Origin of the sequence: Micromonospora sp. WMMD1102, assembly GCF_029626265.1 — a bacterium.
Classification (GTDB): domain Bacteria; phylum Actinomycetota; class Actinomycetes; order Mycobacteriales; family Micromonosporaceae; genus Plantactinospora.
The window spans coordinates 716,602-740,508 of sequence record NZ_JARUBN010000001.1 but is presented as its reverse complement, the minus strand read 5'-3'; the positions used below and the strand labels follow the sequence as shown (position 1 = coordinate 740,508).

At 68.6% G+C, this 23,907-nt stretch carries 20 protein-coding genes and 1 tRNA gene; 3 read left to right on the top strand and 18 right to left on the bottom strand.

Annotated features, from left to right (window positions below; translation table 11 throughout):
• Positions 1 to 24 precede the first annotated feature (24 nt).
• The gene (locus O7626_RS03500) at positions 25 to 1,458 is read left to right on the top strand and encodes a PepSY domain-containing protein (protein ID WP_278059181.1); all 1,434 of its coding nucleotides are present in this window, start codon (positions 25 to 27) and stop codon (positions 1,456 to 1,458) included.
• A gap of 782 nt (positions 1,459 to 2,240) precedes the next feature.
• Here the strand turns inward: O7626_RS03500 and O7626_RS03495 are convergent.
• The 4 genes from O7626_RS03495 to O7626_RS03480 form a co-directional block, all read right to left on the bottom strand.
• Positions 2,241 to 2,309, bottom strand: a tRNA-OTHER gene (locus O7626_RS03495).
• Between the two features lie 323 nt (positions 2,310 to 2,632).
• Positions 2,633 to 4,576, bottom strand: coding sequence for a hypothetical protein (locus O7626_RS03490; RefSeq protein WP_278059179.1), 1,944 nt, complete (start codon positions 4,574 to 4,576; stop codon positions 2,633 to 2,635).
• Positions 4,577 to 5,125, bottom strand: coding sequence for a hypothetical protein (locus O7626_RS03485; RefSeq protein WP_278059177.1), 549 nt, complete (start codon positions 5,123 to 5,125; stop codon positions 4,577 to 4,579).
• Positions 5,122 to 6,459, bottom strand: a complete 1,338-nt coding sequence (locus O7626_RS03480; protein ID WP_278059175.1) for a dsDNA nuclease domain-containing protein — start codon at positions 6,457 to 6,459, stop codon at positions 5,122 to 5,124. The genes O7626_RS03485 and O7626_RS03480 overlap by 4 nt, the downstream gene beginning before the upstream one ends.
• A 465-nt stretch (positions 6,460 to 6,924) precedes the next feature.
• On the opposite strand from O7626_RS03480, the gene O7626_RS03475 reads away from it, so the two are divergent.
• Positions 6,925 to 8,493 carry an ISL3 family transposase gene (locus O7626_RS03475; protein ID WP_347404743.1) on the top strand — a complete coding sequence of 523 codons (1,569 nt, stop codon included), beginning with the start codon at positions 6,925 to 6,927 and terminating at the stop codon, positions 8,491 to 8,493.
• Positions 8,494 to 8,879: 386 nt separating this feature from the next.
• Complete coding sequence (locus O7626_RS03470) at positions 8,880 to 10,211, top strand: RNA-binding domain-containing protein (protein ID WP_278066043.1); 1,332 nt, start codon at positions 8,880 to 8,882, stop codon at positions 10,209 to 10,211.
• Positions 10,212 to 10,239: 28 nt separating this feature from the next.
• Here O7626_RS03470 and O7626_RS03465 read toward each other — a convergent pair whose 3' ends face one another.
• The 14 genes from O7626_RS03465 to O7626_RS03400 form a co-directional block, all read right to left on the bottom strand.
• A complete protein-coding gene (locus tag O7626_RS03465) occupies positions 10,240 to 10,788 on the bottom strand; it encodes a kinase (RefSeq protein WP_278059173.1) in 549 nt (182 codons plus the stop codon).
• Between the two features lie 130 nt (positions 10,789 to 10,918).
• Complete coding sequence (locus O7626_RS03460; RefSeq protein WP_278059171.1) at positions 10,919 to 11,770, bottom strand: endonuclease/exonuclease/phosphatase family protein; 852 nt, start codon at positions 11,768 to 11,770, stop codon at positions 10,919 to 10,921.
• 336 nt (positions 11,771 to 12,106) lie between these two features.
• Positions 12,107 to 13,000 carry a class I SAM-dependent methyltransferase gene (locus tag O7626_RS03455; RefSeq protein WP_278059169.1) on the bottom strand — a complete coding sequence of 298 codons (894 nt, stop codon included), beginning with the start codon at positions 12,998 to 13,000 and terminating at the stop codon, positions 12,107 to 12,109.
• Positions 13,001 to 13,012: 12 nt separating this feature from the next.
• Positions 13,013 to 13,495, bottom strand: coding sequence for a hypothetical protein (locus O7626_RS03450; protein ID WP_278059167.1), 483 nt, complete (start codon positions 13,493 to 13,495; stop codon positions 13,013 to 13,015).
• A 330-nt stretch (positions 13,496 to 13,825) separates the two neighbouring features.
• Complete coding sequence (locus O7626_RS03445) at positions 13,826 to 14,722, bottom strand: hypothetical protein (RefSeq protein WP_278059165.1); 897 nt, start codon at positions 14,720 to 14,722, stop codon at positions 13,826 to 13,828.
• 299 nt (positions 14,723 to 15,021) lie between these two features.
• Positions 15,022 to 15,930, bottom strand: a complete 909-nt coding sequence (locus O7626_RS03440) for a trypsin-like serine protease (RefSeq protein WP_278059163.1) — start codon at positions 15,928 to 15,930, stop codon at positions 15,022 to 15,024.
• A gap of 79 nt (positions 15,931 to 16,009) precedes the next feature.
• Positions 16,010 to 16,462, bottom strand: coding sequence for a hypothetical protein (locus tag O7626_RS03435; RefSeq protein WP_278059161.1), 453 nt, complete (start codon positions 16,460 to 16,462; stop codon positions 16,010 to 16,012).
• Positions 16,459 to 17,508 carry a tetratricopeptide repeat protein gene (locus tag O7626_RS03430; RefSeq protein WP_278059159.1) on the bottom strand — a complete coding sequence of 350 codons (1,050 nt, stop codon included), beginning with the start codon at positions 17,506 to 17,508 and terminating at the stop codon, positions 16,459 to 16,461. Before O7626_RS03430 ends, O7626_RS03435 begins: the two co-directional genes overlap by 4 nt.
• A gap of 89 nt (positions 17,509 to 17,597) precedes the next feature.
• Positions 17,598 to 18,032, bottom strand: a complete 435-nt coding sequence (locus O7626_RS03425) for a hypothetical protein (RefSeq protein WP_278059157.1) — start codon at positions 18,030 to 18,032, stop codon at positions 17,598 to 17,600.
• A gap of 235 nt (positions 18,033 to 18,267) precedes the next feature.
• Positions 18,268 to 19,782: an ATP-binding cassette domain-containing protein gene (locus O7626_RS03420; RefSeq protein WP_278059154.1), complete on the bottom strand. Its 1,515-nt coding sequence runs from the start codon at positions 19,780 to 19,782 to the stop codon at positions 18,268 to 18,270.
• Complete coding sequence (locus O7626_RS03415; RefSeq protein ID WP_278059152.1) at positions 19,779 to 20,774, bottom strand: branched-chain amino acid ABC transporter permease; 996 nt, start codon at positions 20,772 to 20,774, stop codon at positions 19,779 to 19,781. The genes O7626_RS03420 and O7626_RS03415 overlap by 4 nt, the downstream gene beginning before the upstream one ends.
• Positions 20,771 to 21,643 carry a branched-chain amino acid ABC transporter permease gene (locus O7626_RS03410; RefSeq protein WP_278059150.1) on the bottom strand — a complete coding sequence of 291 codons (873 nt, stop codon included), beginning with the start codon at positions 21,641 to 21,643 and terminating at the stop codon, positions 20,771 to 20,773. The genes O7626_RS03415 and O7626_RS03410 overlap by 4 nt, the downstream gene beginning before the upstream one ends.
• Positions 21,644 to 21,673: 30 nt before the next feature.
• A complete protein-coding gene (locus O7626_RS03405) occupies positions 21,674 to 22,486 on the bottom strand; it encodes a class I SAM-dependent methyltransferase (RefSeq protein WP_347404850.1) in 813 nt (270 codons plus the stop codon).
• An 18-nt stretch (positions 22,487 to 22,504) separates the two neighbouring features.
• Complete coding sequence (locus tag O7626_RS03400; protein WP_278059146.1) at positions 22,505 to 23,839, bottom strand: ABC transporter substrate-binding protein; 1,335 nt, start codon at positions 23,837 to 23,839, stop codon at positions 22,505 to 22,507.
• Between the last annotated feature and the right edge of the window lie 68 nt (positions 23,840 to 23,907).

The following is a 23,907-nucleotide window of genomic DNA, read 5'->3' as shown; positions in this document are numbered from 1 at the left end:
GACGATCGAGAGAGGCGAACCTCGATGACCGCCACCGAAACCACCCCGGCGCCCCCCGCCGAATCGCCGTCGTCGCCAGCCAGGGCCAAGAAGACCAACTGGTTCGCCGCGTTCTGGCGCTGGCACTTCTATGGATCGCTCATCGTCATACCCGTGCTCTTCTGCCTCGCCGTCACCGGCATGACCTACATGTTCCGAGCCGAGGTGGACTCCCTCGCCCATCCCGGGGTGCTGAAGGTGCCGGTGGTCGACGGCGTCGAGCGAACGGCGCTGTCCGCCCAGGAGGCAGCCGTCCGCGCGGAGTTCCCGGATCGCCCGATCCTGTCCGTTCAGGACGGCACCGGTGACCGGGCGACCCTCTTCGTCGCCGGGCTCGAGGACGGCAGCAGTACGAACATCTACGTCAACCCCTACACCGCCACGGTCACCGGTGAGCTCCGCCAGGACCAGCTCATCTCCACCTGGGCCGAGCGCATCCACGGCGACCTGCTCATCGGCGAGGACGGCGTCGGTGACCGCATCGTCGAGCTCGGCGCCTCCTGGGCAATCATGCTGACGATCACCGGGTTCATCATCTTCTTCCTCGGCCGCCGCGCACGCGGCGGCGCACAGGCCAAAGGCAAGCGTGGCGCCCGGCTCCGGGGTTTGCACGCCATCGTCGGGCTCCCCGTCGGCCTCGGCATCCTGCTGCTTGTCCTCTCCGGCCTGCCGTGGACCGGTTTCTGGGGCGCCAAGGCCCAGCAGGTCGCCGCCCAGGGTGGCTCCGCGCTCTGGGGCGAGGACCCCGGCGCCGAGTCCACCATCCGGCAGCAGATCGAGGACACCGACGGCCAGTCGGCTCCCGCCGGATGGGCATCCGGCAACGCCCCCCAGGGCACCAGCACCGGCAGCGGCACACCGATCTCGATCGACAAGGCGGTCACCGCGGCTCAGGCCCAGGGCGCTCCCGGACCTTACTTGATCATGTACCCCGAGGGCGAAAAAGGCGTGTTCAGCGTGATGAGCAGCCAGTGGTACAACGTCGGCAACCCCGCCGAATCCGACGTGAGCAAGGAAACGACCATCCACGTCGACCAGTACAGCGGCGAAGTGGTCGGCGAGTACGGCTACCACGACTACAGCGCCGCGGCGAAGGTGGTCTCGCAGGGAATCGCCCTGCACGAGGGGCGGCGTCTCGGCACCGCCAACACGATCCTCTCCACGCTTTTCTGCCTTGCCGTGATCTTCATGTGCGTCACCGGCCCGATGATGTGGTGGACTCGCCGCACCACCGCCTCCGGCCTTGCCGCCCCCCGCGCGAAACTTCCGGTCTGGGGCAACTGGACCCTGCTCGGCGCGATGGCCGTGCTCGGCGTCTTCCTGCCCCTGTTCGGGCTGTCCCTGCTGATCATCCTCGCCCTGGACCAACTCCTGATCCGCAGGCTCCCCGCACTCAGGAACTTCTTCGGCACCGTCTGACCTTGCCAAGCGCCGGCCGATCCAACGATCCGGAATCATCAACGGTGATCGGGCGACTGAACGTAGGCTGCGGCTAGATCGTTCGGCACCCCCTTTGGTTCCCCGTCGTGGACAGACGGGTATCCCCCGAGCAGCCAGCTGACCCGCAAGCTCTGCCACGGCCACGCCGTGATCACCGGCCTCGACCTGCGAATCTCGCCCGGCCGGATCACCGCCGTCGTCGGGCCCAACGCCCGCGGCAAGTCGTCACTGCTGCGAGGTGGGCCTCCCGCTACGCCCACGAGATCGTCGCGATGCGCGACGACGCCGTACTCGCCCAGGGTCCGCCTGCCGAGGTCGTCGACGCGCGACTGGTCGAGACGGGTATTCGGGGTTCGAGCCCGCGTCATCGCCGATGCGACGATGCGACGATCGGAAGACACTCGTGCCGCCCGAGGCGCGAACCACCCGGAGCACCCCATGAGGGCTCCCGGCAGTCGCCCTGCCGCAATCCCCCTCGGGAACAGGCGTCGAGCGGATGCTTCAGCGACCCCATCCGTACGTAGCGACACGGGCCGGCACCGCCGTACTACACGATTTTGCGCCCCACATTTCGGCCTCGGTATCTCGGGCAGCCCGAAGGGCAGTAATAATCCCTGCTCAGGGACGGTTTCTTCGGGCGTTTCAACACTGGTCGCCGAAGCGTAGTGTGGGGCGCTCGGTGACCAGCGCTGTGACCACAAGATCACAGAGAATCGGCACCAGTCGATGACTGATGCCGATTGACCTGCACAAACACAAGGTGGAGCCGAGGGGACTCGAACCCCTGACCCCCACACTGCCAGTATGGTAACGATTCTGTCACGCCGTACCGCCGCATGCCGACAGGTGCTTTGAGCAGGGAAAATCCTCCACGGCAAATCACACCCCCTGTCGCCACATGTCGCGCAATGATGGGTATTTGATCTTGGGCTGTGACCACCAATGTGACCACGCTCAGTGTGGGAGGCTTCGTGCCACCTCGTCCGGCCACCACTACCCGCACCAGATCGACTGCCCAGGGACGCCGTTTGGGGAAACGGATTGTCTTCGCGATGCTTGCACCAGCGAAGCCGTCCACTGCGACGGAGAGGCCGCAGACCCGAGCCACCGGAGAATCGGGAGAGGGCTGCCCTGGACGGGTTCGGCCGAGCTGTCACTGTTCCCCTTGGACGTCTTCAACCCGTTGCCCCTGACCGACCCCGGTGTTCGTGACTCCGGGAACAACCGAGCGCCGTGAAGTAAGCTCGATCGTCGTATGCGAGGCGGCGATGCCGGTGGGGATGTCGTTGTCGGCGACGATTATCTGGATCTTCCTGCCGTAGGTCTCTGCGAGGGTCACCAGTCGGGCGTATAGGCGCCGGCCAAGTGCCACGTCTGGCTCCCGGTTTCCGATTGCCTTACGCGGCGAGTCGATAATCAGAAGGTCAGGTAGAAGGACGCCGGGGTGGTCGATGGCTGTCGTGAGCAGGGTCAGGTGGTAGGCGACGTTGAGGGCGGTGCTGGCTCCGCCTCCACTCGCTTGGAGCGCCTCGAAAGCCGTATCGCCTACCAGCGGCAGGAAAGTTGTGGGGTCGATTCGAGCCACACCGTCAACAGGTATACCGATGCGTTCGACTTCCTCCTTGAACGCCTCGTCGATGTCTTCGAGCTGAGCGCCACGGCGCCGTAGAGCCTTCTCTCGTTCGCTGATGTCGACTGCGAGTTGACGCTGGTTTTTGCGGTGCTGGGCCACCTGTGCGCGAAGCTGGTCGAGCCGGCGCCACATCGCAGCGTGGCGGTTGGTCTCGTCGACTCGCTGCCGCAGCGCTTCTGTCTCGCGGCTCAGCCTCGCAACCAATTCGATCCGGGGAGATACGGCTCCCGCGGTCGCCTGGTCGTACTCACGATGGAGCACCTCCAGTTCGACATCCGCCTGGCTCGCCGCCTGTTGGGCCTGTGCGTGAGCTGCGATATCGCTGCGCAGCAGTTGCTCGGTTTCGGCCATCTGATCGTGGATGCGCCCGACGTTCTGAGCTGACGACTGGATGTCGCCCAGGTCTACGGGCTCGATGGGCTGGCAGCAGAGGAGGCAGTCCGTCTCGGCGAGCTCGCGCGGTCCGAGTTCCTGCATGCATCGAGGGCAGGTGGAGAATTCGAACGGCGAGAGGAGGCCGACCGCTGTGCTGAGCCGTTCTGCCTTGGCGAGGTCCAGGTGCAGCTGGGCCAGTACGGCTTCCCTGCCGCGTACCGCCATCGCCATGAGGTCGGCTTCCTCGTGAAGCTTCTTCGAGTTGGACACCGCTGCGGACAACCGTCCCCGGCGTTCCTCTTCAGCCGCTGTCAGGGCCTCTACCTCTTCGCGCGTCGCCCGGAGCCTGTCCTGGGCCGCTCCGAGCTGTTGCAGAAGTTGCAGACGGCGAGCACGCAGCTCATCGGGATCGGCGATGCCGTCCTCTCGGATGAAGCGGTCGATCGCGATGGCATCCTTCTCCAGTTGCTTGGCTTGGTCGCGCTCAAGCCCTCGCCGGCGTTTGAGGTCGAGTAGCTCGGGGTCCGTGAGACCGAACATCAGCTCGAACGTGGCGATACGCTTGGGGTTGACGTTTTGGTCGAGGTGACCGACCACTGAGCGGTCGATCTCCTTCGCCTGGAGGTAGCAGTAGCGGAAGATGTCCCTGAAGGTCAGCGCTGTCGTTCGCGCGTTGACACCCATGCGGCTCGTCGGCACGCGTTCGACGGGTATCCCGAGTGCTTCCAGCAGGAAGCGGGAGATGGACGGCCCGTCCGCTGGCGTCGGGCTCACCGGCCAGGTGTACTCCACGACGCCTGATCCCGGCTCGATGATTTCCACGGTCCCTGCGTCGGTGCCGATGCGTCGGCGCAGGATCAGGGGGCTGTTGCCGGCCTGGATAGCCAGGTCGACGTGCGTGACGTGCTGGACCACCGCCGGTGTCAAGGCGGCGTTTCCCCCCAGCACGTGCTTGATGAGCATCAGGAGCGTCGACTTGCCCATGCTGGTCGTGCCCGTGACGAGCGTGAGCGGCGAGGCGAAGCCGAACGAGTGCGCCGCGGTGTTGGTAGCAACCGAGAGCGACCTTATACGAAGACTCGTGGCCATCTAGATCTCACTTCTGAGCGGGAGCGCGACAACGTCCGGCAGCCGCTCGTAGATCAGGTCCTTCAGATCACGGCCGGGCAGATCGAAGTGCTGCCGGAGGAACCGGGCTCGCTCGGCCACAACCGTCCACGGAAGCGTGGCTTCGAGCTGCCCACTGAGTTCTCGGCCGGCGTCCGTCGGCGTAATCTCGGTAGCTCCGTCGACGCTCGCGAACGTCGCCAGGCGCTTGCCAACCAGAGCACCGAGTATCGGGTAGTACCGGTCGTCCCAAGGCCCGTACTTGTACCGGATCATCCGAGTCTCCACCGCTCGACGCTCGTCGGAGGTCGGTGCGGTGCCTGGCCATGGCGTGCCCGCCGGCAGCAGGCGTTCCGCCATGACCGGATACCTGAGCAGAAAGTCGACCTTGGCGAGCTTGGTCAGGCCGCGGAAGGCGTGGCCTGGATCAGCGAACTGGCAGATGAGAATGAGTACGCGGGCCTCGTGATACAAGCTCTCCTGCCGGATGGCCAGCACAGCGGCCCGTGACAGTGGCGAGGGCACCATCACGCGGCCTCCGGACGCGCGAACCCGAACCTGCACAGGTCACTCAACTCGTAGGCGAACCCCAGGATGTGAAAGTCGTCCAGCGGTACGCTGATCTTCGAGCTGAGCTTCGCCTGACGTAGCTCTTGGTGGAGAAGCGCCTGGAACTGGACACCGTAGGGACCGGCCTTGTCGATCAGTTGATGACGAACCCGGCGGACGATGTCGAGGATCTCCATCTCCAACCGGAACTCGGTCTCGATGTCTTCGGGAAACCCAGTCCTCGCCTGCGGCCATGTGTGAAGCCACAGGTCCCGAAGCCGCAGGGCGTTGTCCTGTTCGGCCTCGTCGAGCAGACCGAGCCGCATCTTGTCAACGAGACGATGGCCACCGGCGGCCCGAGGCGGCGCCTGCCCCGAACGGAGCAAGGGGACCGTGTCGCCGGCTGATCGTCGTGCCCCGAGACGCATAGCGGCGAGCACCGCCTCCCGGGACACGGTCCGCCGGTCCACCGTCTGCGCCAGTTCCGACAACGGGTCATACGCACCGGGGTTGGTCAGGAACCGGGCCAAGTCCGTTGGTCGGCCGCTGCGATCTCGGCTCGCCTCCCCGATGAGCTGGGCCACCGCACCGTAGGCATCTGAAGCCGCCGCCTGCGAGTACCCCAGCCTGACCATCGCCGGCTCCGCTAGCTGCCGGATGTTGATGTCCTGGATGTGGCCCTTCGCCGCCCGGTCGCAGTCGAACCTGAAGACCAGCATGAACCGAAGGAGCATGTCGAACAGGCCGGGTGGTAGACCGCTCGGGTCGTGCCTCTTCGCCTTGGGGGGTGATGGTGATGCCGGTCTCGGTAGGTTCTCCAGCTCGGCGGTCCGTCTCGCGACGTCCATCATGGCCCACGCCAGGTGCGCGAGCAGCCTTGTTCCGGCCGGGGTAGCGAGCGTAGCTGTCCGGCACACGTCGTACAGGGCGAGTGGTGACGGGTCGCTGCGTTTCCCGCCCAGTCTCGTGTTGCTGGCCAGACGCGCTGCTGGGCCGCTGGTGTATCCGAGCCACTTGTCGAAGAGGTGCGTCAGGCCGCCTTCGTCGCACAGCTTGTTCATCGTGGTGTACACCATGTGGTCGTGGTGCTTCACCGACACCAGCTCTAGGAACGGGGGCTGGTCCCGCACGATGAGGAAGTCCTCGTGCCACTCGCAGACGATCTTGCTGATCGAAGGGTCGGACGGCATGCTCAGACAGAAGGAGGCGATGATCTCCGTCTGGTAGTGGTAGTTGCCCTGAGTCGGGGCACCCGCGTCCTCGGACGGTTGTCGATACAGGTCGAGTGCAAGCTGGCCGCTCGGGTCGACGCTCATGATCAAGTCGTGGTCCTGATCGACTCTCGATGAAACGTCACCTGTCACGACATGCCCCACCTTCCTTGCGATCGGTAAGCGCGGCCTCACATCCAGCGAACCCGATCACACGGTGGTCACGCAATAGCCCATCGGATATGTGAGGCTGCATCGTCGCCCAGAGATGATCCAGCCGTTCGATCGCGGCGCGTGGGCCGTGCCCATCAGTCCGGCAACCAGACGTCTCCCGCTCGGTAGGCATTGCCGACCACGCGTCGGTGCCCGACGGGAATCGCTTCGCGACGGTCCTCTGTCACAGAAGGTGACCGGCTTGGCCCGCCGGCAGTCCTGTCGGATGTCGAGGTGGCGGGCTCGCGGGAGGCTAGCCGACCTGGCGCGGTTGGCACTTGTCAACGCCGGCTGAACTTTGGCTCTGGCACACATTTTGTGAGTCGCGCTCGTCGGTAGTTCGGGTTGGGTGCCCGGATGGAGATCATTTCGGCGTTGCTGCCGCATCTGATGGGCCTGCGGCTGGAAGCGGTGGTGGTCCGAGGCGTCGGGGTCAGGATCGACGCGGCGACGCGAACGGTGCGGGCGTCGTGCGGCACTTGCGGCACCTGGTCGACCACACTGCATGGTCGCTATGTGCGGCGGTTGGCCGATGTCAGGTTGGGCGGCCATGAAGTGCTGGTCGCGTTGACGGTCCGCCGATTCGCCTGCGTCAGCAGCAGCTGCCGGCGGCGGACGTTCGTCGAGCAGGTACCGGGCCTGACTCGTCGGCATGCCCGTCATACGGTCCTGGCGGCGGGGGACTTGGAAGCGGTCGCGGTGGCGTTGGGTGGACGGCCCGGAAGCCGGTTGGCACATCGGTTGACGGTGTCGGTGTCTCGGATGACGTTGATCCGGATGATCCGGCGGATGCCCGACCTGCCCTCGGTGACACCGACGGCGCTGGGCGTGGACGACTTCGCCCGACGCCGGGGCCACCGATACGCCACCGTGCTGATCGACATGCACTCTCGCCGGCCGATCGACGTGCTGCCTGACCGCAGCGCCGACACCCTCGCCGACTGGTTGCGCGAGCATCCCGGCGTCCAGATCATTTGCCGGGATCGCGGTGGTAGTTACGCCGACGGCGCCCGCAAGGGAGCTCCTGACGCGATTCAGGTCGCCGACCGGTGGCACCTGCTCAAGAACCTCAGCGACACCGTCGAGAAGGTCGTCCGTGGGCACCGCCGCTGCCTACGGACGCACACCGATCCGATACCCGCGCTGGCCGCGCCGGCCACTGCCGAGTCGGTCAGGACGGGGCGCCGGGCGGCGAACACCCGCCAACGCCACGCGGCCGTGCACGCCCTGCGGGCCGAAGGGCTGTCGATCAGCGCGACCGCCCGTCGGCTCGACATGAACGTCAGGACGGCCCGCAAGTACGCCCGAGCCGCTACCGCCGAGGCGTTGATCGGCCCGAACGCCAGCAGTCGACCCAGCGTCCTGACCCCGTTCCACACCTACCTCCGGCAACGCCTCACCGACGGGGTCCACGAGACAACCGCCCTGCATGCCGAGATCCTGGCCGGCGGCTACCAGGGTAGTTTGCGTGTGCTGCGGGACTGGCTTGCCACGAACCGCACCCGGCCCACCCCCGTGGTCGTCCGGGTGCCGTCGGCCCGGCGGATCACCGCCTGGATCATGCGACCCGGCCACAAACTCACCGACGACGACCGCAGCAACCTCGCCGACGCCCGCAACCGCTGCCCGGACCTCGACAATCTCGCCGATCTCGCTCGCGGGTTCGCCGCGCTGGTGCGCCACCAGGGCACCGGCCAGCACCTCGACGCCTGGATCGACCGCGCCCGACACGCCGGATACCCAGAACTGCGCGGTTTCGCCGCCGGCTTGATCAGCGACCGCGATGCCGTCGTTGCCGGCCTTACCCAGCCCTGGAGCTCAGGCGCGGTCGAAGGCCATGTCAACCGCATCAAGACGATCAAGCGACAGATGTACGGCCGGGCGAACCTCGACCTCCTCCGCAAACGCGTCCTCGCCGCGCCATGAACTCGCACCAAGATCAATCACACAATGTGTGCCAGAGCCAGTTTTCAGGCGGAGCCGACAGCACTTCGGGTCGCATCTGGCTCTGTGCCGGGGTTGGTCAGCCGCCACCTCGTACACCGGCTGACTCGGCGCCGAGCGGGAGCCCGGCGACACCGAGCGGGCGGACCAGGTTGTCAGGCGATGGCTGGCTCTACCGCGAACAGGGACGCGAACTGCCGCAGGATCGCCGTTCGGGGCCGGTGGTAGACCCAGGTGCCGCGCCGCTCCCCACCACCGACCGCCGACAGCGACCCGGCCGAACATCAGGCGAGCTGACCACCGGGCACCGCGCCGTCCAGCGACACGGGCCTGTCGAAGCAGCGCAGTAGGGTCGGTGTGTGCTGAACATGGACACGTCCAAACGACCCGTGCGCCCTGCCGAGTGGGCGGCCGTACTGGACGCCGTCTACCACGCCGAGCCCGCCGACGAGCAGACCTGGCTGGAGTGGAAGTCCACCCTGAACCTGCGCACCAAGGAACACATCGCGGCGGTCGTGGCCAAGGCGATCATCGCCTTCGCCAACCGAGACCCGATCGAAGCCGCCACCCACGTCGATGGCATCGGCATACTGATCATCGGATTGGAGCCCGGCAACGTGCCCGGCGTGGTCCAGATCGACAACGCCGACCTCGACACGGCCCTCACCAGCTACCTCGGCACCGACGGACCGGTCTGGCAACCGCACTGGACCCAGTACCAGGGCCAACCCATCCTGATCATCGAGGTCGCCGCCCCCGCCTTCGGCGACCCGCCACACGCCTTCCGCAAGGAGTACGACAAGATCCGCGACGGCGACGTGTACGTACGACACCGCGCCCGCTCCGTACCCGCCAACCACCGCGAGGTACGGCGCCTGGCCGACCGCTACGCCAACCGCCCCGTCAACAACACCCTCGACATCACCGTTGACGTCGACTACCGCACCCCACTGTCCCGCTACTGCGGGCACGAAGACCTCGACATCTTCATCGAAGCCGAACGCGACCGACTCCTCGAACCACTCAAACAGCTCGACACGACCTCGCACACCACGACCGGCCTGGGCGGCCTCCCCATAACCACGATCGGACTCATCCGCGAAGACCGCTCCCCACAGCAGTACAAGGACGAAGTCGAGCAGTACCTCGACAAGGTACGGCTGGCCTGGCCCGAGATCGTCCGCTCCCTCGCCGCGTACCTGCTACCCCCGACCGTCTTCACCGTCACCAACCGATCCGAGCGCAACTACCACCGACTAGAGGTCAGGCTGCACATCACGGGTGACGCCGACGCGGTCGAGTGGGAAGACGGCCTCTCCGAACTGGACCTGTGGGACCTGCTGCCCGACCAGCCGCGTGAGTGGGGACCCCGGAACTCGGTACTCGGCGCCTACCACCCGCCGACCATTCCCCTGCCCCGCACGGCCGGGCCGACCACGGCCGTGCAACGCGGCGGAAGCCTCACGCTCATCATCCGGCCCCTGGATCTACGGCCCGGCCGAACCGAAATCCTCGAACAGGAGTACGTGCTGCTCATTCCAGCAAGCCGCACCGATGACATCGTCGTCTCCTGGTCGGCGACGGCGACGAATATCAACGCCACCGCCCACGGCCAACTCACCCTCGCCATTGAGGGCCCCGACACGAACATCCTCCAGGCGTGGGCCCAAACCTACAGCGAGCGCGCCCTAGAGGCATGAAAGCTCGGGTGTGCCGCGCACGGCCCGGTCAGCCTGCGACCGGGCTAGGCACGGCGAGGTCAGCGGTCTGCTGGATAGACGCCAATGTCTCCTCTAGCGAGGAGGACCCGGGGATCACCACCTCGTCGGGCAGGCCGAGGAGGTCGCGGGGCCGGTACCAGCCGCGCATGTCCTCGGCGGTGAACTCGGCCGCCTGCGGCCGGAGCGTGTGGCGGCGCAGCGTCTCCTCCAGGGACACGTCCAGGTAGAACACGTACGTGTCACCGCGATGGTCCCGGCGCAACGCCGAGATCATCGGCCCGTACCGGTGGGAGATGAGGATCCCTTCGAGGACCACGTGGTAGCCGTGCCGCAGGGCGAGCCGCACGGTCTGGGAGATCAGCTCGGGGGCGAGGCCGCCGTCGACGTCGCGTTCCCGAAGGACGATGCGGCGCAGGTAGTCCTGCTCGACCAGCGCCATCCCCCGCCCGTACCGGTACCGAACTTCCCGCGCGACCGAACTCTTCCCGGACCCGGAGTTACCCCGGATTACCAGCAGCTTCGTCTCCGGCGATCCCACCACCGCATCCTCGGTCACCCGCCACATCCTGCCATCGTGCCCGGACTTAACCGTTGACGCGCGCCGCCTGCTCTGCTGACGATATCGGCGCTGCGTCGCCAGATCCCCAGCCGCACGAGCGCGCAGACGCGCAGAACGCTTGGGAGCATCAGCGACTACCAGCCGAACCGGTTCCGAGCGCCGTCGGGTCAAGGTCGATCCGGATGGGAAGGTGGTCGGACAGCAGGCGTGCCGTGGGTGTGTCGATGACGTGATAGCCGCGCAGCGCCTGTGGCCGGGTGGTCCAGAACGCGTCCAGCCGCCGGGACAGGTCGGCACCCATGTGACCGCCGGTCGCCTGCCAGGGCGCCCGCAGATGAGGTGCGGCGTCGTGCAGGCCGCTGCGGCGCAGCAGCTCGGCCGGGCGCCGGTCGGCTCGGAGCGCGCTGTCCCGGTCGTCGCTCCACCGCACATGGCGCCACACCTTGTGCGGGGCCAGCTGCGACCAATCCGGCTCCGGATCGTAGGTGTCGTCGGCCCCGAAGCTGTTCCAGTCACCGGCGATGACCGTTGCCGCCACGGGATCACTCAGCAGCCCGGTGATGGTGCGGACGTCCGCGAGCCGTTGCTCGGGATCCCAGGGAGCCAGATGAGTGACCGCTACGCGCAGCGGGACAGCGGCGCCGACATCGAGTTGGACCACGCCTAAGCCGTGCCAGAGGGTCAGGCCGTGGCTGCGCTGGGACAGTGCCGCGAACTCAGGACGCCACAGGATCGCCATGTGGCAGTGCGACCGCCGTGCGGGTACCGCCATCCCGCGCATCCCGAGGGCCTCGGCGATCGTCGTCACGTGCCGCCCGAGGACGGACAGGTCGTCGTTGTCGTCCCAGATCTCCTGCAAACACAGCACATCCGGCCGTTCGAAGCGCAGCAGCTCGTGTTGCTGCCGGCGCGTGGCCACCGCTGATTTGCCGTAGTCCTTCAGGTTGTAGCTGAGGATGCTTACCACTTCCGCTGTCACTTCGCCTCCCACACCGTGCGGGTCCGGCAACCCGGCAGCGCCGAAGGAAGATGACGTGCCTCGGAGTTGAGTAGGGCCAGGGATAAACGCCTCATGTCAGCGATCTCCTTTGTGACGGTTTCAAGGGTTGGTTGTGAGTTCTGAAAGACGGTTCGCTATGGCTGACCGATTCCGTCTTGCAGGTGGATCAAGAAGGCGAAAACGAGGAACAGGACCAGGCAGGCAGTGAGTACTCGTGTGAGACGAAGTCGGAACAGCACCCACGTAATGGTCGAAGTGCTGCTCCTGACTAGTGCTGCGACCAGCAGTAGCAAGCCAACGACTACGGCGACGAGCTCACCCATTGCCGTACCTTGGTGCTCCGATAGATGCGGTGAGGTAGACGACGGGAGTGGTGAAGGTGATGCCGCCGCGGTCGGCCGCGAGGTCGAACGCGCGATGCCACGCGGTGATGTATCGAGCGGTGGTGCCGGCGCCCAGGTGTCGGTTGATGAGATCGACGGGGTTGGGGGCGCCTGGGTGGGGCCTTCGGTGCAGGTGGGCGTCGACGTCGGCGTGGGTGCTGAGGTGCTCGGTGACGGTGGTCTCGTCCACGGCGGGGGTGGTGAAGCCGGCGTGTATGGCGGCATCGATGAACGGCATCACGTCGAAGGACATCATCGGTCCGGCGCTGGGACTGCTTGAGCTGCGAAGCCGTTCAATCGCCTCGATCTCGTCGGGGGTGACGCCGTCCAGGCTGGCGTCATGGCGGCGGCGGGAGTTGACAGGCTCGAACGCCGACAGCATCCCTTCCGGCCGGAGAACGCGGGCGACCTCGCGTAGCGCGGCGCGCAGGTCGGGCAGGTAGATCAGAACGCTGCGAGCGACGACGCGGTCAAAGGTCGCGTCGGCGATCGGGAGGTGACAGGCATCGCCGACCACGGGCCGGATCCGCTCCCCGTGCGTCCGGATCTCCGCCAGCGCTGCGGCGGACCGGTCCACCGCGAAAACTGATCCAGCCGGTGCGACTACCCGCGCGGCAGCGTGAGTGAGCAGGCCCGTGCCGGCACCGAGATCGAGAACATCGTGGCCGGGCCGCAGCCGGGCCGCGTTCAGCACCCGATCGCGGATGTCCGCGAGCAGCCCGGTCAGTACCGCGCGGTCAGCGCTGTCGCGCCCGGCGTACCGTTCTCGGGCCAGCCAGCGTCCCGCCGAGTCGGCGGATGTCACTTCTTCGGCCTGCTCACCCACTATGGGCCTCCGTTACGCCGTCGCGGTCGTGAAGTGGAACTGTGGCGCGACCGCGCTGTTCAGTGATGGAAGAAGCTCGGCGAGCCGGGCGTCCTTCTCCGCGTGGTAGATCTGGTCGATGCGCGCGATCTGCTCGTCGGTGAGGATCTCGTGCCCGTGGGCCCCGTAGCTGAAGAAGAGATCTTCCTCAGCGCGGAACAGTTCGGCGTGGCGGTCGAGTAGTTCCTTGCGGCCGACCAGGGCGTCGTTGTCCAGACGCCCCCGCTTGTGCTCCAGTTGCTCCGTGATCTGGGCGAACTGCACCCGGATGGCCGTCAACGACGCCTGGTATTCGGCGTTGAGGTCGATGAGTCGGGTGATCTGCTCGGGGGTGAGGCCGATCTCGGCATGGTGAGACAGCATCCTGGTGAACAGGACTTTCGCCGCGATGCTCTCGCAGCTGATGTCGATGAGGTATCCGGGTCGGGGAAAGAGGTTGTGGTTCACGCCGCACATGTCAGGTAGATCCTCCAAGTCGTCTGCTGCAATCCGGTCGGGGTGCTTCGGTCATGCGCCCGGGCGGGGCCCGTGCACCACCCGGCCTCGCTGTCTGTGTCGTCGAAGGCGGCGTAGGTGGGAAACGCGGTCCGCTCGCACCGATGGCGGGCGTGAGTACCGGGACATGCCGGTGGGCAGTTGCTAGACAGGCTGCTTGGTCCCCATCCGGGACCTGTGCCAGGGACGGCCTCAACGCGGTGACACCTCGCGGCAATTTCAGAGAGCTGCCGGCGGTCGTGTCATTCGAGGTACGCCTTAGCGATTGGCGGGCGGGAATAGGCGGATGGGTCATGGCTTGGCGGCCGGGTGCTGGCAGCCAGCCGCCGGAGTGCGGGTGTCCGGGGTGCGGCGGCTGTCGACGTAGAGCCGGTAGCTGTCCGCCTCAGCAAGGATCGCCTCCCTGGCATCGGCCCCGAGCTGCGGATCCTGAGGTGGGATGGCACCGGCGATGGTGCTGACCGCGGCGAGGAGGACGCCGGTGGTCGCGTCGATCGTGAGGATGTCGCGCCGAGGCACACCGGCCTGGTCGGTGTACGGGAGGATGACGTCCATGCCGGGCCGGTGGATGCGGTCGGTGACGCCGGTCCGCACGAGCAGGCCGGGCTGCGCCGCAAGCAGCCGCAGGAGCGCGGCACGGACCGGGCGGGCGAGCGCCTGGCGTTCGTAGAGCATCGCGACGCCGCCAACGATGTGCTCGGGCCTGGGCTGTTCGGGTCCGGTGGCGGTGAGTAGGTGGGCGAGCAGGTCGGCCGGGTTGCTCGGTGGTGGCCGGTCGAACGGGTCGGTGGACCGCCCGGTCCAGCTACTCTCCCCGCCGTCCGGGGAGCAGCCCTCAGCCGCGACGTGCATGCTGACCTGCCGGCCGCTGGCGGCATCGTCGGTACGCCATAGCTGGTCGATGCGGACCCGGGCGGGCCATCCGTCGGGTCCGGGCGGACCGATGATGGTGCGGTACCAGGTGCGGCGCTCGACGTACTGGTAGCCACCGGTGGTGGTGTCGGCGGGCGCGTCGGCGAGGGTGTCGGCCAGGCGGGTCAGGACCGGACCGGCCGGGACCGGCGGTGCGCTGGTCGGAGTCTTCATCGGTACCGACGGATGCGCGTCCACCCCGGCCGAGGATTCGGCGCAGGCGGCCAGGAGGACAAGCGCGCTGAGCAGCAGTGCGCCGGTTCGGGCCTGGGTCACCGTGTGGCCCCCGGCGGGCCGATGGTGGATCCCTGCGATCGGTGGACGTCGAGGCTGTGCGAGCACGGGCGGGGCGCACCCTTTCATGCCGGCCGGTGCGCCGAGGTCGGTGGTCTCGTGGGCGGGGACCGAGCCGTCGATCACGTGTTCTTCCTGTTTCACGGATGGGAGCCCTTGGGGTGAGTTCGTTTGCGCGAGCGCTCGATGCATGGCGAGGTGGGGAAGCCGGCCCGGCCTGTGTCCTGGCGCCGCGCGCCGCTGGCACGTTGTGACCGGGCCGGCTCCCGCCACGCTGGGTGTTACTGGGTGAAGTCGAGCTTGAGGCGGTTCATCAGCTCGGTGGTCGTGGCTGTGAGCGTCCTCGGTGCCCAGACGGACGGCTGCGTCTTCCGCGTGCGGATCGTGTTGTAGGTCCAGATGCGGTGTTGGGGGTCCGTGGCGTCGGTGTAGACCGTCGGCCCGCCGCACGGGTCCTCCGCACTGGCCTCCCGGCTGGCGGCACCGAGCGACACCCATGCCGGGCGTGCGCCGAGCCTCGGCCCGGGGGCTTTACGCAGGAGCGGGTTGCCGGAGTCGCCGAAGCAGGGGCCGGTGCTGACGCAGATGTCGCCGCGCCCGATGAAGCCGCCTTCGCAGGCCGCGTCGGGCAGCCGGGTGAGGTCCCGCTCCTGGAGCAGCGCGGGCGGCGTCACGCCCGGCCCAGGCGGGAACTCGGTAAGGCCCCACCCGACCGCCCGGACAGGACCGCCGACGGGTGCCTGCCGCAGCGCGGTCGGCAGTAGGTCCGCCCGTACCGGACGGGTCAGCTCGACGAGGGCGTAGTCGGAGACCGGCTCGACGGGGTAGTTGGCACCCCACATCCACTGGTGGTGCAGGTAGACGCGCTTGCCGGTGACGACCTGGCCGCCGGTGGTGCGGTCGAGGCTGCCGACACGCGCGGTGACGTTCTCCCCGGGCACCGCGACCGGGGTGGGCGCGACGTCCTGTTGGCTGACGCAGTGCGCTGCGGTACGGATCCACCGTGGGTGGACCAGTTCGCCGCCGCAGAGCGCGGTGCCGAGGCCGGGGTGGAGGATCTGGACGGAGACCACGCCGTCGTGCTGCGTGGCGTTCCGTCCGCCGACTATGGCGGCGGCGGGGGTTGCTGTGCCGGCGAGGACGCCGGCGAACGCGACCGCCACGATGGTCGACCGTTTGAGGAGTTTCATCGATGCCTTTCGTTGATCGGCGTGCGGGGCCCGGCACGGTGGTGTGCCGGGTTGTCTTCGGATGCGGCGATGGCTTCGCCTACTGGTCAGCAGGACGTTGCGTCCGGCCCGGCGGACGAAGGCTGCTCAAGAAGCCGCTTCTGCCACCGCGCAATATCGCGGTGAGCGTCTGCCGGCCCTGCTCGGTCAGCTCGACGGTGAGTGCGCGCTGGTGCGGGACTTGCTTCACGATCCGCTCCGCCAGTAGCAGGTTGAGGTGGTCTCGCAGGGTGTGCGCCGTGATGTCGGGAAGGGTTTCGGCGAGTCCTCGTACGGTCCAGTGGTGCTCTGTGGTGGTGAGTAGGGCCTCGTAGATGCGCCGTCGGGTGCGGGTGAGGTGTCGGACGAGTGGCCCGACGGTCTGCCCGCTCGGGGAGCCGGGCTCGCTGGTGGGGGCTGGGCCACTCGTGCCAGGGGGTGTGCCGGTTCGGGGTTCGCCATTACCGCTGGCCGGCGGAGCGTTGTGCGGTCGGCGGTTGTGCTTCTCGGTCATCGGCGTGACCGGCATGTGTGGCCGGTGATCGTGGGTACGAGCGCCTGGCGACCGGCGCCGTTGAGGACGCCGTTGGTCTTCTGGTCTTGCGGAACCGCAGGTTGTCCGCAGGCGTGTTGCATGGCGGTGAGGTGGGCGAGCATCCGGCCGGCTACGCGGGTCTCGTCCGGGTGCGCCCGCTGGAGGGTCGTGACGGCATCGACGAGCATCGTGTGGGCACGGGTGCATTGACCTTTGGCGTGGAGGACGACAGCGAGATTCGCTTGTGCGCGTAGGGTCCGCAGCGCATCGCGGCCGTCGAGCGCCGTCAACTCGGCGGTGAGTCGACGGAAGATCCTGTAGGCGTCCTCGACGTTGCCAGCGTGCCGGTGAGCGGTGGCAAGAAGGTGAGTGGCGGACAGCGTGGCATCCGCATCGTCGCCGTGGAGGAACCGGTGAGCACGGCGGGCGTAGTCGGCGAATCGAAGGCCGAGGTTTGGTTGACCGGTCTGGACGAGGAGCTGCGCGAGTAGGTGGGCCGCCTGAGCTCGATCGTTGTCCGGTGCGGTCGTGGAGGTAATGACCGGGGACAGGGCAGTGTGCAGGACATCGGCAGCGGCGGCCAGTTGCCCGCGGTCGATCAGCTGGCGGACCCGTTCGGTCAGGTCGGCCAGCGGCAGACCGGCGACGATGTCGGGTACCGGGCCGAGTGACCAGACGAGGCGGAAGTCCTCCTCGGTCTCGCCGACAGTGACGCGTTGGAGGACCTGTTCTACCCGGGCGATCACGGCATCTGGCGGTGGCGGGGCGCTGGCGTGTCGGGACAGCCCGGTGGAGGTGTGGCGCAGTACCGCCCGCCCGACGGCGTCGGTGAGGAGGTAGGCGTCGAGCGGTCGACGCCGGCACCGGGGCCGGCACAGGTACAAGACGCGGTCCCGGGAGCCGATCTTGACCGGTTGCCGCGCGCAGCGGCGGCAACGGAGCAGGCTGACGGGCAGCAGTGCGTGCGAACACGTCTGCGGGACGAACGCGAGAGCACAGCCGTTCGCCACGGGTTCGTTCGGCATGACGGCGGGGCGCACCCGAGGTTGCGTTGCCGGAGACGGGACACGGGTGGCGGCTGCCTGGCCGCAGGCGGGTGGCGCGTGCTTCGTCGTCAACGCGGCCTCCGGCGCCGTGGAGTCGTACGGCAGACCGGGCGACGGTGCGGCGTTGGTGTCTGGTTGGTCGGCTCGATCGGGGCGGCTGACGGCCTTGGGTTGCGCCAGCGCGGGGCGAGGATCGGCGTGGGGGTGGGCACGACGGTGATCTCGTGGATCAGTCGGAGAAGGTGCTGGCGCAGCCCGGCCCGGTTCGCTTGTTGCCAGGTGCGGTATGTCACCAGGGGTCGGGTGGTGGCGATGCGGCGGTCGTAACTGGCGGCGGTGCCGACGGCAAGCGCTTCGAGGAGGTCCGCGTCGTAGAGGTGGCCGCAGGGGCAGTGGTAGAAGCGGCGTGCCCGGCCGGCGGGATAGGGCAGCAGCTGGTGTCGGCGTCGGGCGCAGTGGGCGAGGTCGGCGAGAAGCCACACGCTGGTGTCGACTCCGATCATGATGTTGTCCTCCTCGTCTGGCCTCGTTCCTGAAGGGTCTGGTTGGCGGCAGGTTCCGGGGGGTGGAGCCTGCCGCCAACCAGGTGCCGCCCGTCTCCCGCTGCTGGTGGGCCTTCGGGGTGGGCGGCGTTCGTCCCGGGATGGTTCGGACACCCGGGACGGCTGGCGAGGAGGGGCGTCCTCGCCTGGAGGGGATGCCGCTGGTGCCCGTCGTCGGGCTGTGCGGGATGCCCGGTCATGGCGCGCTTCCGGCGGGGATGACGAGCAGGTCGTGCAGACGGGCGGGGACGGTGCGGGCTTCGTCGGCGGACAGATGCAGCGCGATGGTGCCGTGGTCGAGTACGGCGATCTCATCGGCGACCCGCAGCGCGAGGTGGAGATTCTGCTCGGCCAATAGCACCCCCGTTCCCGAGGTGGCGAGGGTGCGGATGGTCAGGGCGAGAGTGTCGATGATGGCGGGGGCGAGTCCTTCGGACGGCTCGTCGAGGAGCAGCACGGCGGGTGCGGCGAGCAGCGCGCGGGCGAGGGCGAGCATCTGCTGTTCCCCGCCGGAGAGCTGGTGGGGCCGGTGGCGGCGGCGGTCGGCGAGCCCCGGGAACAGGGCAAGGACGTCCGCTGGTGTCCGGTCGTGCCGACGGGTGCGATGCGGTCGGGGCAGGGCGAGGTGCTCATCGACGGTGAGGCCGGCGAAGAGGCGCCGGCCCTGGGGTACGAGACCGATCCCCGCCCGGGCGCGGCGGCGGGCCGACAGGCCGGTGATCTGCTGATCGTGCAGGAGGATGTCGGTGGGTGCCGTGGCCGGGTGCAGGCCGGCAACCGTGTTGATCAGGGTGGTCTTACCGGCGCCATTGCGGCCGACGACGGCGGTCACCCGTCCGGGGTGTAGGTCGAGGGTGATGTCGGTGAGCGTGGTGGCGCCGTGGTGGCCGGCGTGCAGGTGCCGCACGCGCAGCACCGGCTTGGCCGGTGTCGCCGGCCCGGGGTCATGACCGGCGGCCGGGTCCGCGGGCTCGGCGTCGTCGCTGGGCTGGGACAGGTAGATGCGGCGGACCTCGGGGTCGGCCTGGACGTGGGCCGGGGTGCCGGTGGCGATCTGCGCGCCGTGGTGCAGCACGGTGATGGTGTCGCAGGCGGCGGTGACCAAATGCAGGTTGTGGTCCACGAGCAGCACCGCCATCTCGGCCGGTAGGTCGCGGATCAGGTCGACCAGGTGGGCGACCTCGGGCCGGGTGAGGCCGGCCGACGGCTCGTCGAGCAGCAGCAGCCGGGGTCGGCCGGCGAGGGCGACGGCGATTTCCAGGCGGCGTTGGTCGCCGTAGGCGAGCTGGCCGGCGGGCGTGTCGGCGTACGCGGTGAGGCCGACCTGCGCCAGCGTCGTGTGCGCGGCTATCACCGCCCGAGGGTGGGGGCGAATCGTCGCCGGGTGCTGTCCGGGGACGGCGACCAGCACGTTCTGTAGGGCGGTAAGTGGAGTGGCGAGGGCGGGGTGTTGCCAGGTGCGGGCGATGCCGGCGCGGGCCCGCCGGTGCGGTGGCCAGCGGTGGATGTCGCATCCGGCGTAGTGGATGCGGCCGGTGGTGGGGTGGAGGGTGCCGGCGACGAGGTTGATCAGAGTGGACTTGCCGGCGCCGTTGGGGCCGATCAGGGCATGCCGGGCGCCGGGGTGGATGTCGATGCTGACCTGGTCGACCACGCGACGGCTGCCATAGTCGCGGCTGATGGCGTCCAGCCGCAGCAGAGGTTCGGTCATCGCCGCCTCCCGGTGAGCAGACTCGTCAGGCCGGTCAGCCGGTGTCGGGGTAGGTAGGCGACGGCCAGGAAGCACAGGCCGAGCAGGGTGGGGCCGTGGCCGCCGAGGAAGCCGCTGGCCCAGTCGCGGGCGGCGACGAGCAGGACGGCACCGGCGCAGGCGCCGGTCATGCTGCCGGCGCCGATCAGCGCGGCGGCCAGGGCGAGAGCGGAGATCCCCATAGCGGCGTCGGCCGGTGAGATGTAGCGGGTGACGGTGATGGTGAGGGCTCCGGCCGCCCCGGCGATGCCGCCGGCGAGGGTGTAGGCGGCCAGCAGCAGCCGGCCGGTGTGGTGCCCGGACGCTTGCATACGGGGTTCGTGGGCGGCGATTCCCCGCAGCAGCAGGGCGAACCGGGTCCGGACGAGGAGCGCGACGGCGGTGGCGATGAGCAGGGTGCAGGCCAGTACGTACAGGTATGCCCAGCCGTCGAGGACCATCGGTGGCAGGCCGGGCAGCGGCACGACCGCCGGGGTGTGGATGCCGTCGCTGCCGCCGGGCGCCCACGCGTTCGCCGCCGCGTGTAACAGCTCCCCGATCGCAAATGTGACCATCAGGAAGGTCGTGCCGCGGGCGCGGACCGCGAGCAGGCCGGTGATCGCGGCGGTTATCGCTCCGGCGGCGGCTGCGGCTGCGAGCTGGATCGGGCCGAGGCTGGTCAGCGTGGCGAGGCTGGCGGCGGTGTAGGCGCCGACGGTGAGGTACGCGGCCTGGCCCAGCGGCGGCTGCCCGGCCAGCCCGGCCGGTAGCTGCGCGCTCATCGCCAATACCGCCATGACCAGCGCGGTGGAGGCCAGGGAGACGAGGTAGGCGTTGACCAGCCACGGCAACGCCACAGCCACCCCGACCACACCAGCGACAACGATCGCAACGACGACGACCGGGATACGTCGGTGGCCGGTTCGAGGCCGGGGGCGTTCGTCGGTGTCGACGGGGGTGAGGGTGGCGGTCATGCTGGCCGTCCGAGGTGGGTGAACTCGTCACGCTGCCGAATCGTGAGGGCGGCGAGCATCATGGCGGCCAGGACGAAACTCGCGGCGGCGGGGGCGAGCGCGACGCCGAGGGTGAGGGTCTGCCCGACCCCGAGCGCGGTGAGCAGCGCGCCGCGGATGCTGCCCAGCCCGCCGACGACGCAGATGATCAGCGAGTAGAGCAGGATCGTGGTGTCCACCCCGGGCGCCGGGCCGATCACTGGCGCGCCGAGGACCCCGCCGACGACCGCGAGTCCACCCCCGCCGGCCAGCACGGCGGTGCGTACGGCACCGGTGCGGATTCCGGTCGCGGCGGCCATCCGTGGGTCGGCGACCACCGCCCGCACCACCGCGCCCGCCCGGGACCGCTCGACCAGCCAGAACAACACACCCGCGACGACGGCGGCGATAGCGATGAACAACAGCCGGTAGGTCGGGTAGGCGTGACCGGCCACCGAGATGGAGCCGGCCAGCACGCCGGGTGGGTCCACCGACCGGGGTTCGGCGCCGAACACCGCGCTGAACTGATCCCCGGCGATGTAGGCGATACCCAGCGTCGCGAGCACCTGGTCCAGCGGCCGGCCGGCCAACGGCGCCACGACAGCGGCCAGCGCGGTCCCCCCGACGGTGCCGACCACCGCGCCGACCGCGAGTGCCACCCCGAACCCGATCCAGCCGCCGTCGCCCAGCAGCCAGGCGGTGTAGGCGCCGGCCAGGTAGAGCGTGCCGTGAGCCAGCGAGAACACCCCGGCCACGCCGAAGATCAGCGTCAGGCCAGCGGCGATGACGAACAGCAGCAGCCCGTAGGCGACGCCGTTCAACGCGATGATCGCGTAACCGGTCAGCCCCACGACACGCTCTCTCCTTCCGATCCGGGTTGGTCAGGCCGCTGGGCGGCGGCCGACGGTGGTGTGCATCAGGTAGCCCGACACCGCCAGCTCCGGATCCATCAACACCGCGCGAAGCTCGACCAGGTCGTCGAGACTCATCCCCGCCGCCACCAACTCAGCCTCCTTCTGGATCGAGTTGGAGTGGTGCAGCAGGCAGATCCCGGTGCCGCCCCGCCACGAGCGGGACTCGATGTGGCTGGTCACGCCGACCAGGCCGAGCCCGTCCATCACCTCCGGCGCCCGTTTGGCCCAGCCCATGTCAGCGCCGCGGCTCTCGCCGAACGTAAGCAACTTGTCCTGGAAGCGTTCGAACAGCTCGGTGGCGCGCGGGCTGGGGCTGCGGCGGATCAGGTCCCGCCAGGTGCAGTCCCAGTCCGCCACCACGATCACCCCACCCGGGACCAGAGCCCGCACGAGACCGGCGAGGACCTCCTCCCGATCCGGCAGGTGCATCAACACCAGCCGTACCACGATCGCGTCCTGACTGGCCTCCGCCGGAACCAGATCCCTGATGTCACCGGCGCAGACGGTCAGGTTCGGCCCGGACGGAATGTGGCGCGGGTCGAGGTCCACGGCGGTCACCCGGCCGGAGGGCGCGACTTGGTCGCAGATCCAGGTGGTGAGGGTGCCCGCGCCCGCGCCGACATCGGTGACATTCCAACCCGGGGCCAGGCCCGCCTCTACCAGGGCACGCCGGGTGCCGAGGTCCAGAACGGTGCCCAGGTACTGCAACTGGTTACGGGCCTCCATCGTGGCGTTGTCGAACATGTAGCGGCCGGTCATGCCGCCGTCCGGCCCGACCATGGTCGTCATCGTGATCTCCTACGAGCCGAGGGTGGTCAGCGTCTGAAGGGTGCGGTTGACCCACACCTGCCCGTCCTGGGCGACCTCGCGCAGGTAGTACGCCTGCACCGGGGTGTGATTCACCGGCCCGAACTGCCACTGCCCACGCGGGCTGTCGATCGCACCGACCCGGGCCAACGCCGCCGTCAACGTCTCCGACGACAGCCCGTTCCCACCCGCGACTACTGCGGCCGTGGGCGTGGGCGCGGTGGTCGGGGACTCGGCCGGCGTTCCGGCGGCGGAGGACGCGGTAGTGGACGGCGTCGGGCCCGGGGCATCGGGGCGGGCCAGCGCCTCGGCGATCGCCTTGTCCAGCACCAACGCCGCGTCCCACGAGGTCACGTGGTACAAGTTCGGCAGTTTCCCGTTGTTCGCGGCACTGAACCGCCGGACGAAGTCGCGGTTGGCGGCGTTGTCGAGCGTCGCCGAGTAGTTCAGACTCGTGAGGATGCCCTTGGCCTGGTCTTTCAACGCGTCCAGCGCAGCGCCTTCGGTGAGGAAACCGGACGCGTACAACGGCAACTCAACACCGTACTGCCGGTACTGCTTCACGAACTCCACCGCGCTGGTGCCACCGTAGAAGGCATAGACTGCGGCGGCGTCCGACTCCTTGATCTTCGCCAGGACCGGCGCGAACTCAGTCGTAGGGGCCGGCACCCAGGGCGTCCACTGCGGTTTCCCGCCCGGGTTGGCGAGGACGCCGCCCGCGGCCTTGAACGCGTTGACGAACCCGCCGATCTGGTCGTGCCCGCCGATGTAGTCCGGACCGACCACCCACACCGGCCCCTTGACCGCCGTACGCATATAGCCCGCGATCGCGGCACCGGTCTCCTCGCTCAGCCACGAGGTCGACCACAGATAGGTCGGATCCTCAACCGTGGACGGCCGACCACCGATTCCGATCAAAGGCACCCGGGACTCGGCCAACAACGGATACAAGGTCTGTACCGTGTCGGCCGTAGCGCCGCCGACCAACGCCAAGACCTTGTCCTGCTCGATGAGTTTGCGCGTCGAGGCGAGGGCGCTGGCCTTGCCATCGCCCTCATCCGCCTCGATCACCTTGACCGGCCGGCCCCCGAGCCGACCGCCCAGCTTCTCCAGCGCAAGGCGCCAACCGACCGCCTGATCATCACCAATCGCCTTGTACGGCCCGGACTTCGGCACGATCAAGCCAATCCGGAGTTCACCTCCGGCCTCGTCGGTCTGGTCATCGAGGCTCGATCCGGCGCAGCCGGCCGTGGCCAGCAACGCGGCCACGGCGAGCGGTGCTAGGACGCGCCGCCAACGGTCGCGGGCATGTCGTTGAGGGGTCACATGATTCCTTTCGTATTCGCGCCCATCAGCAAGGAGATGGGGATGGGCGTAGCGGGGGTGCGTCGTCG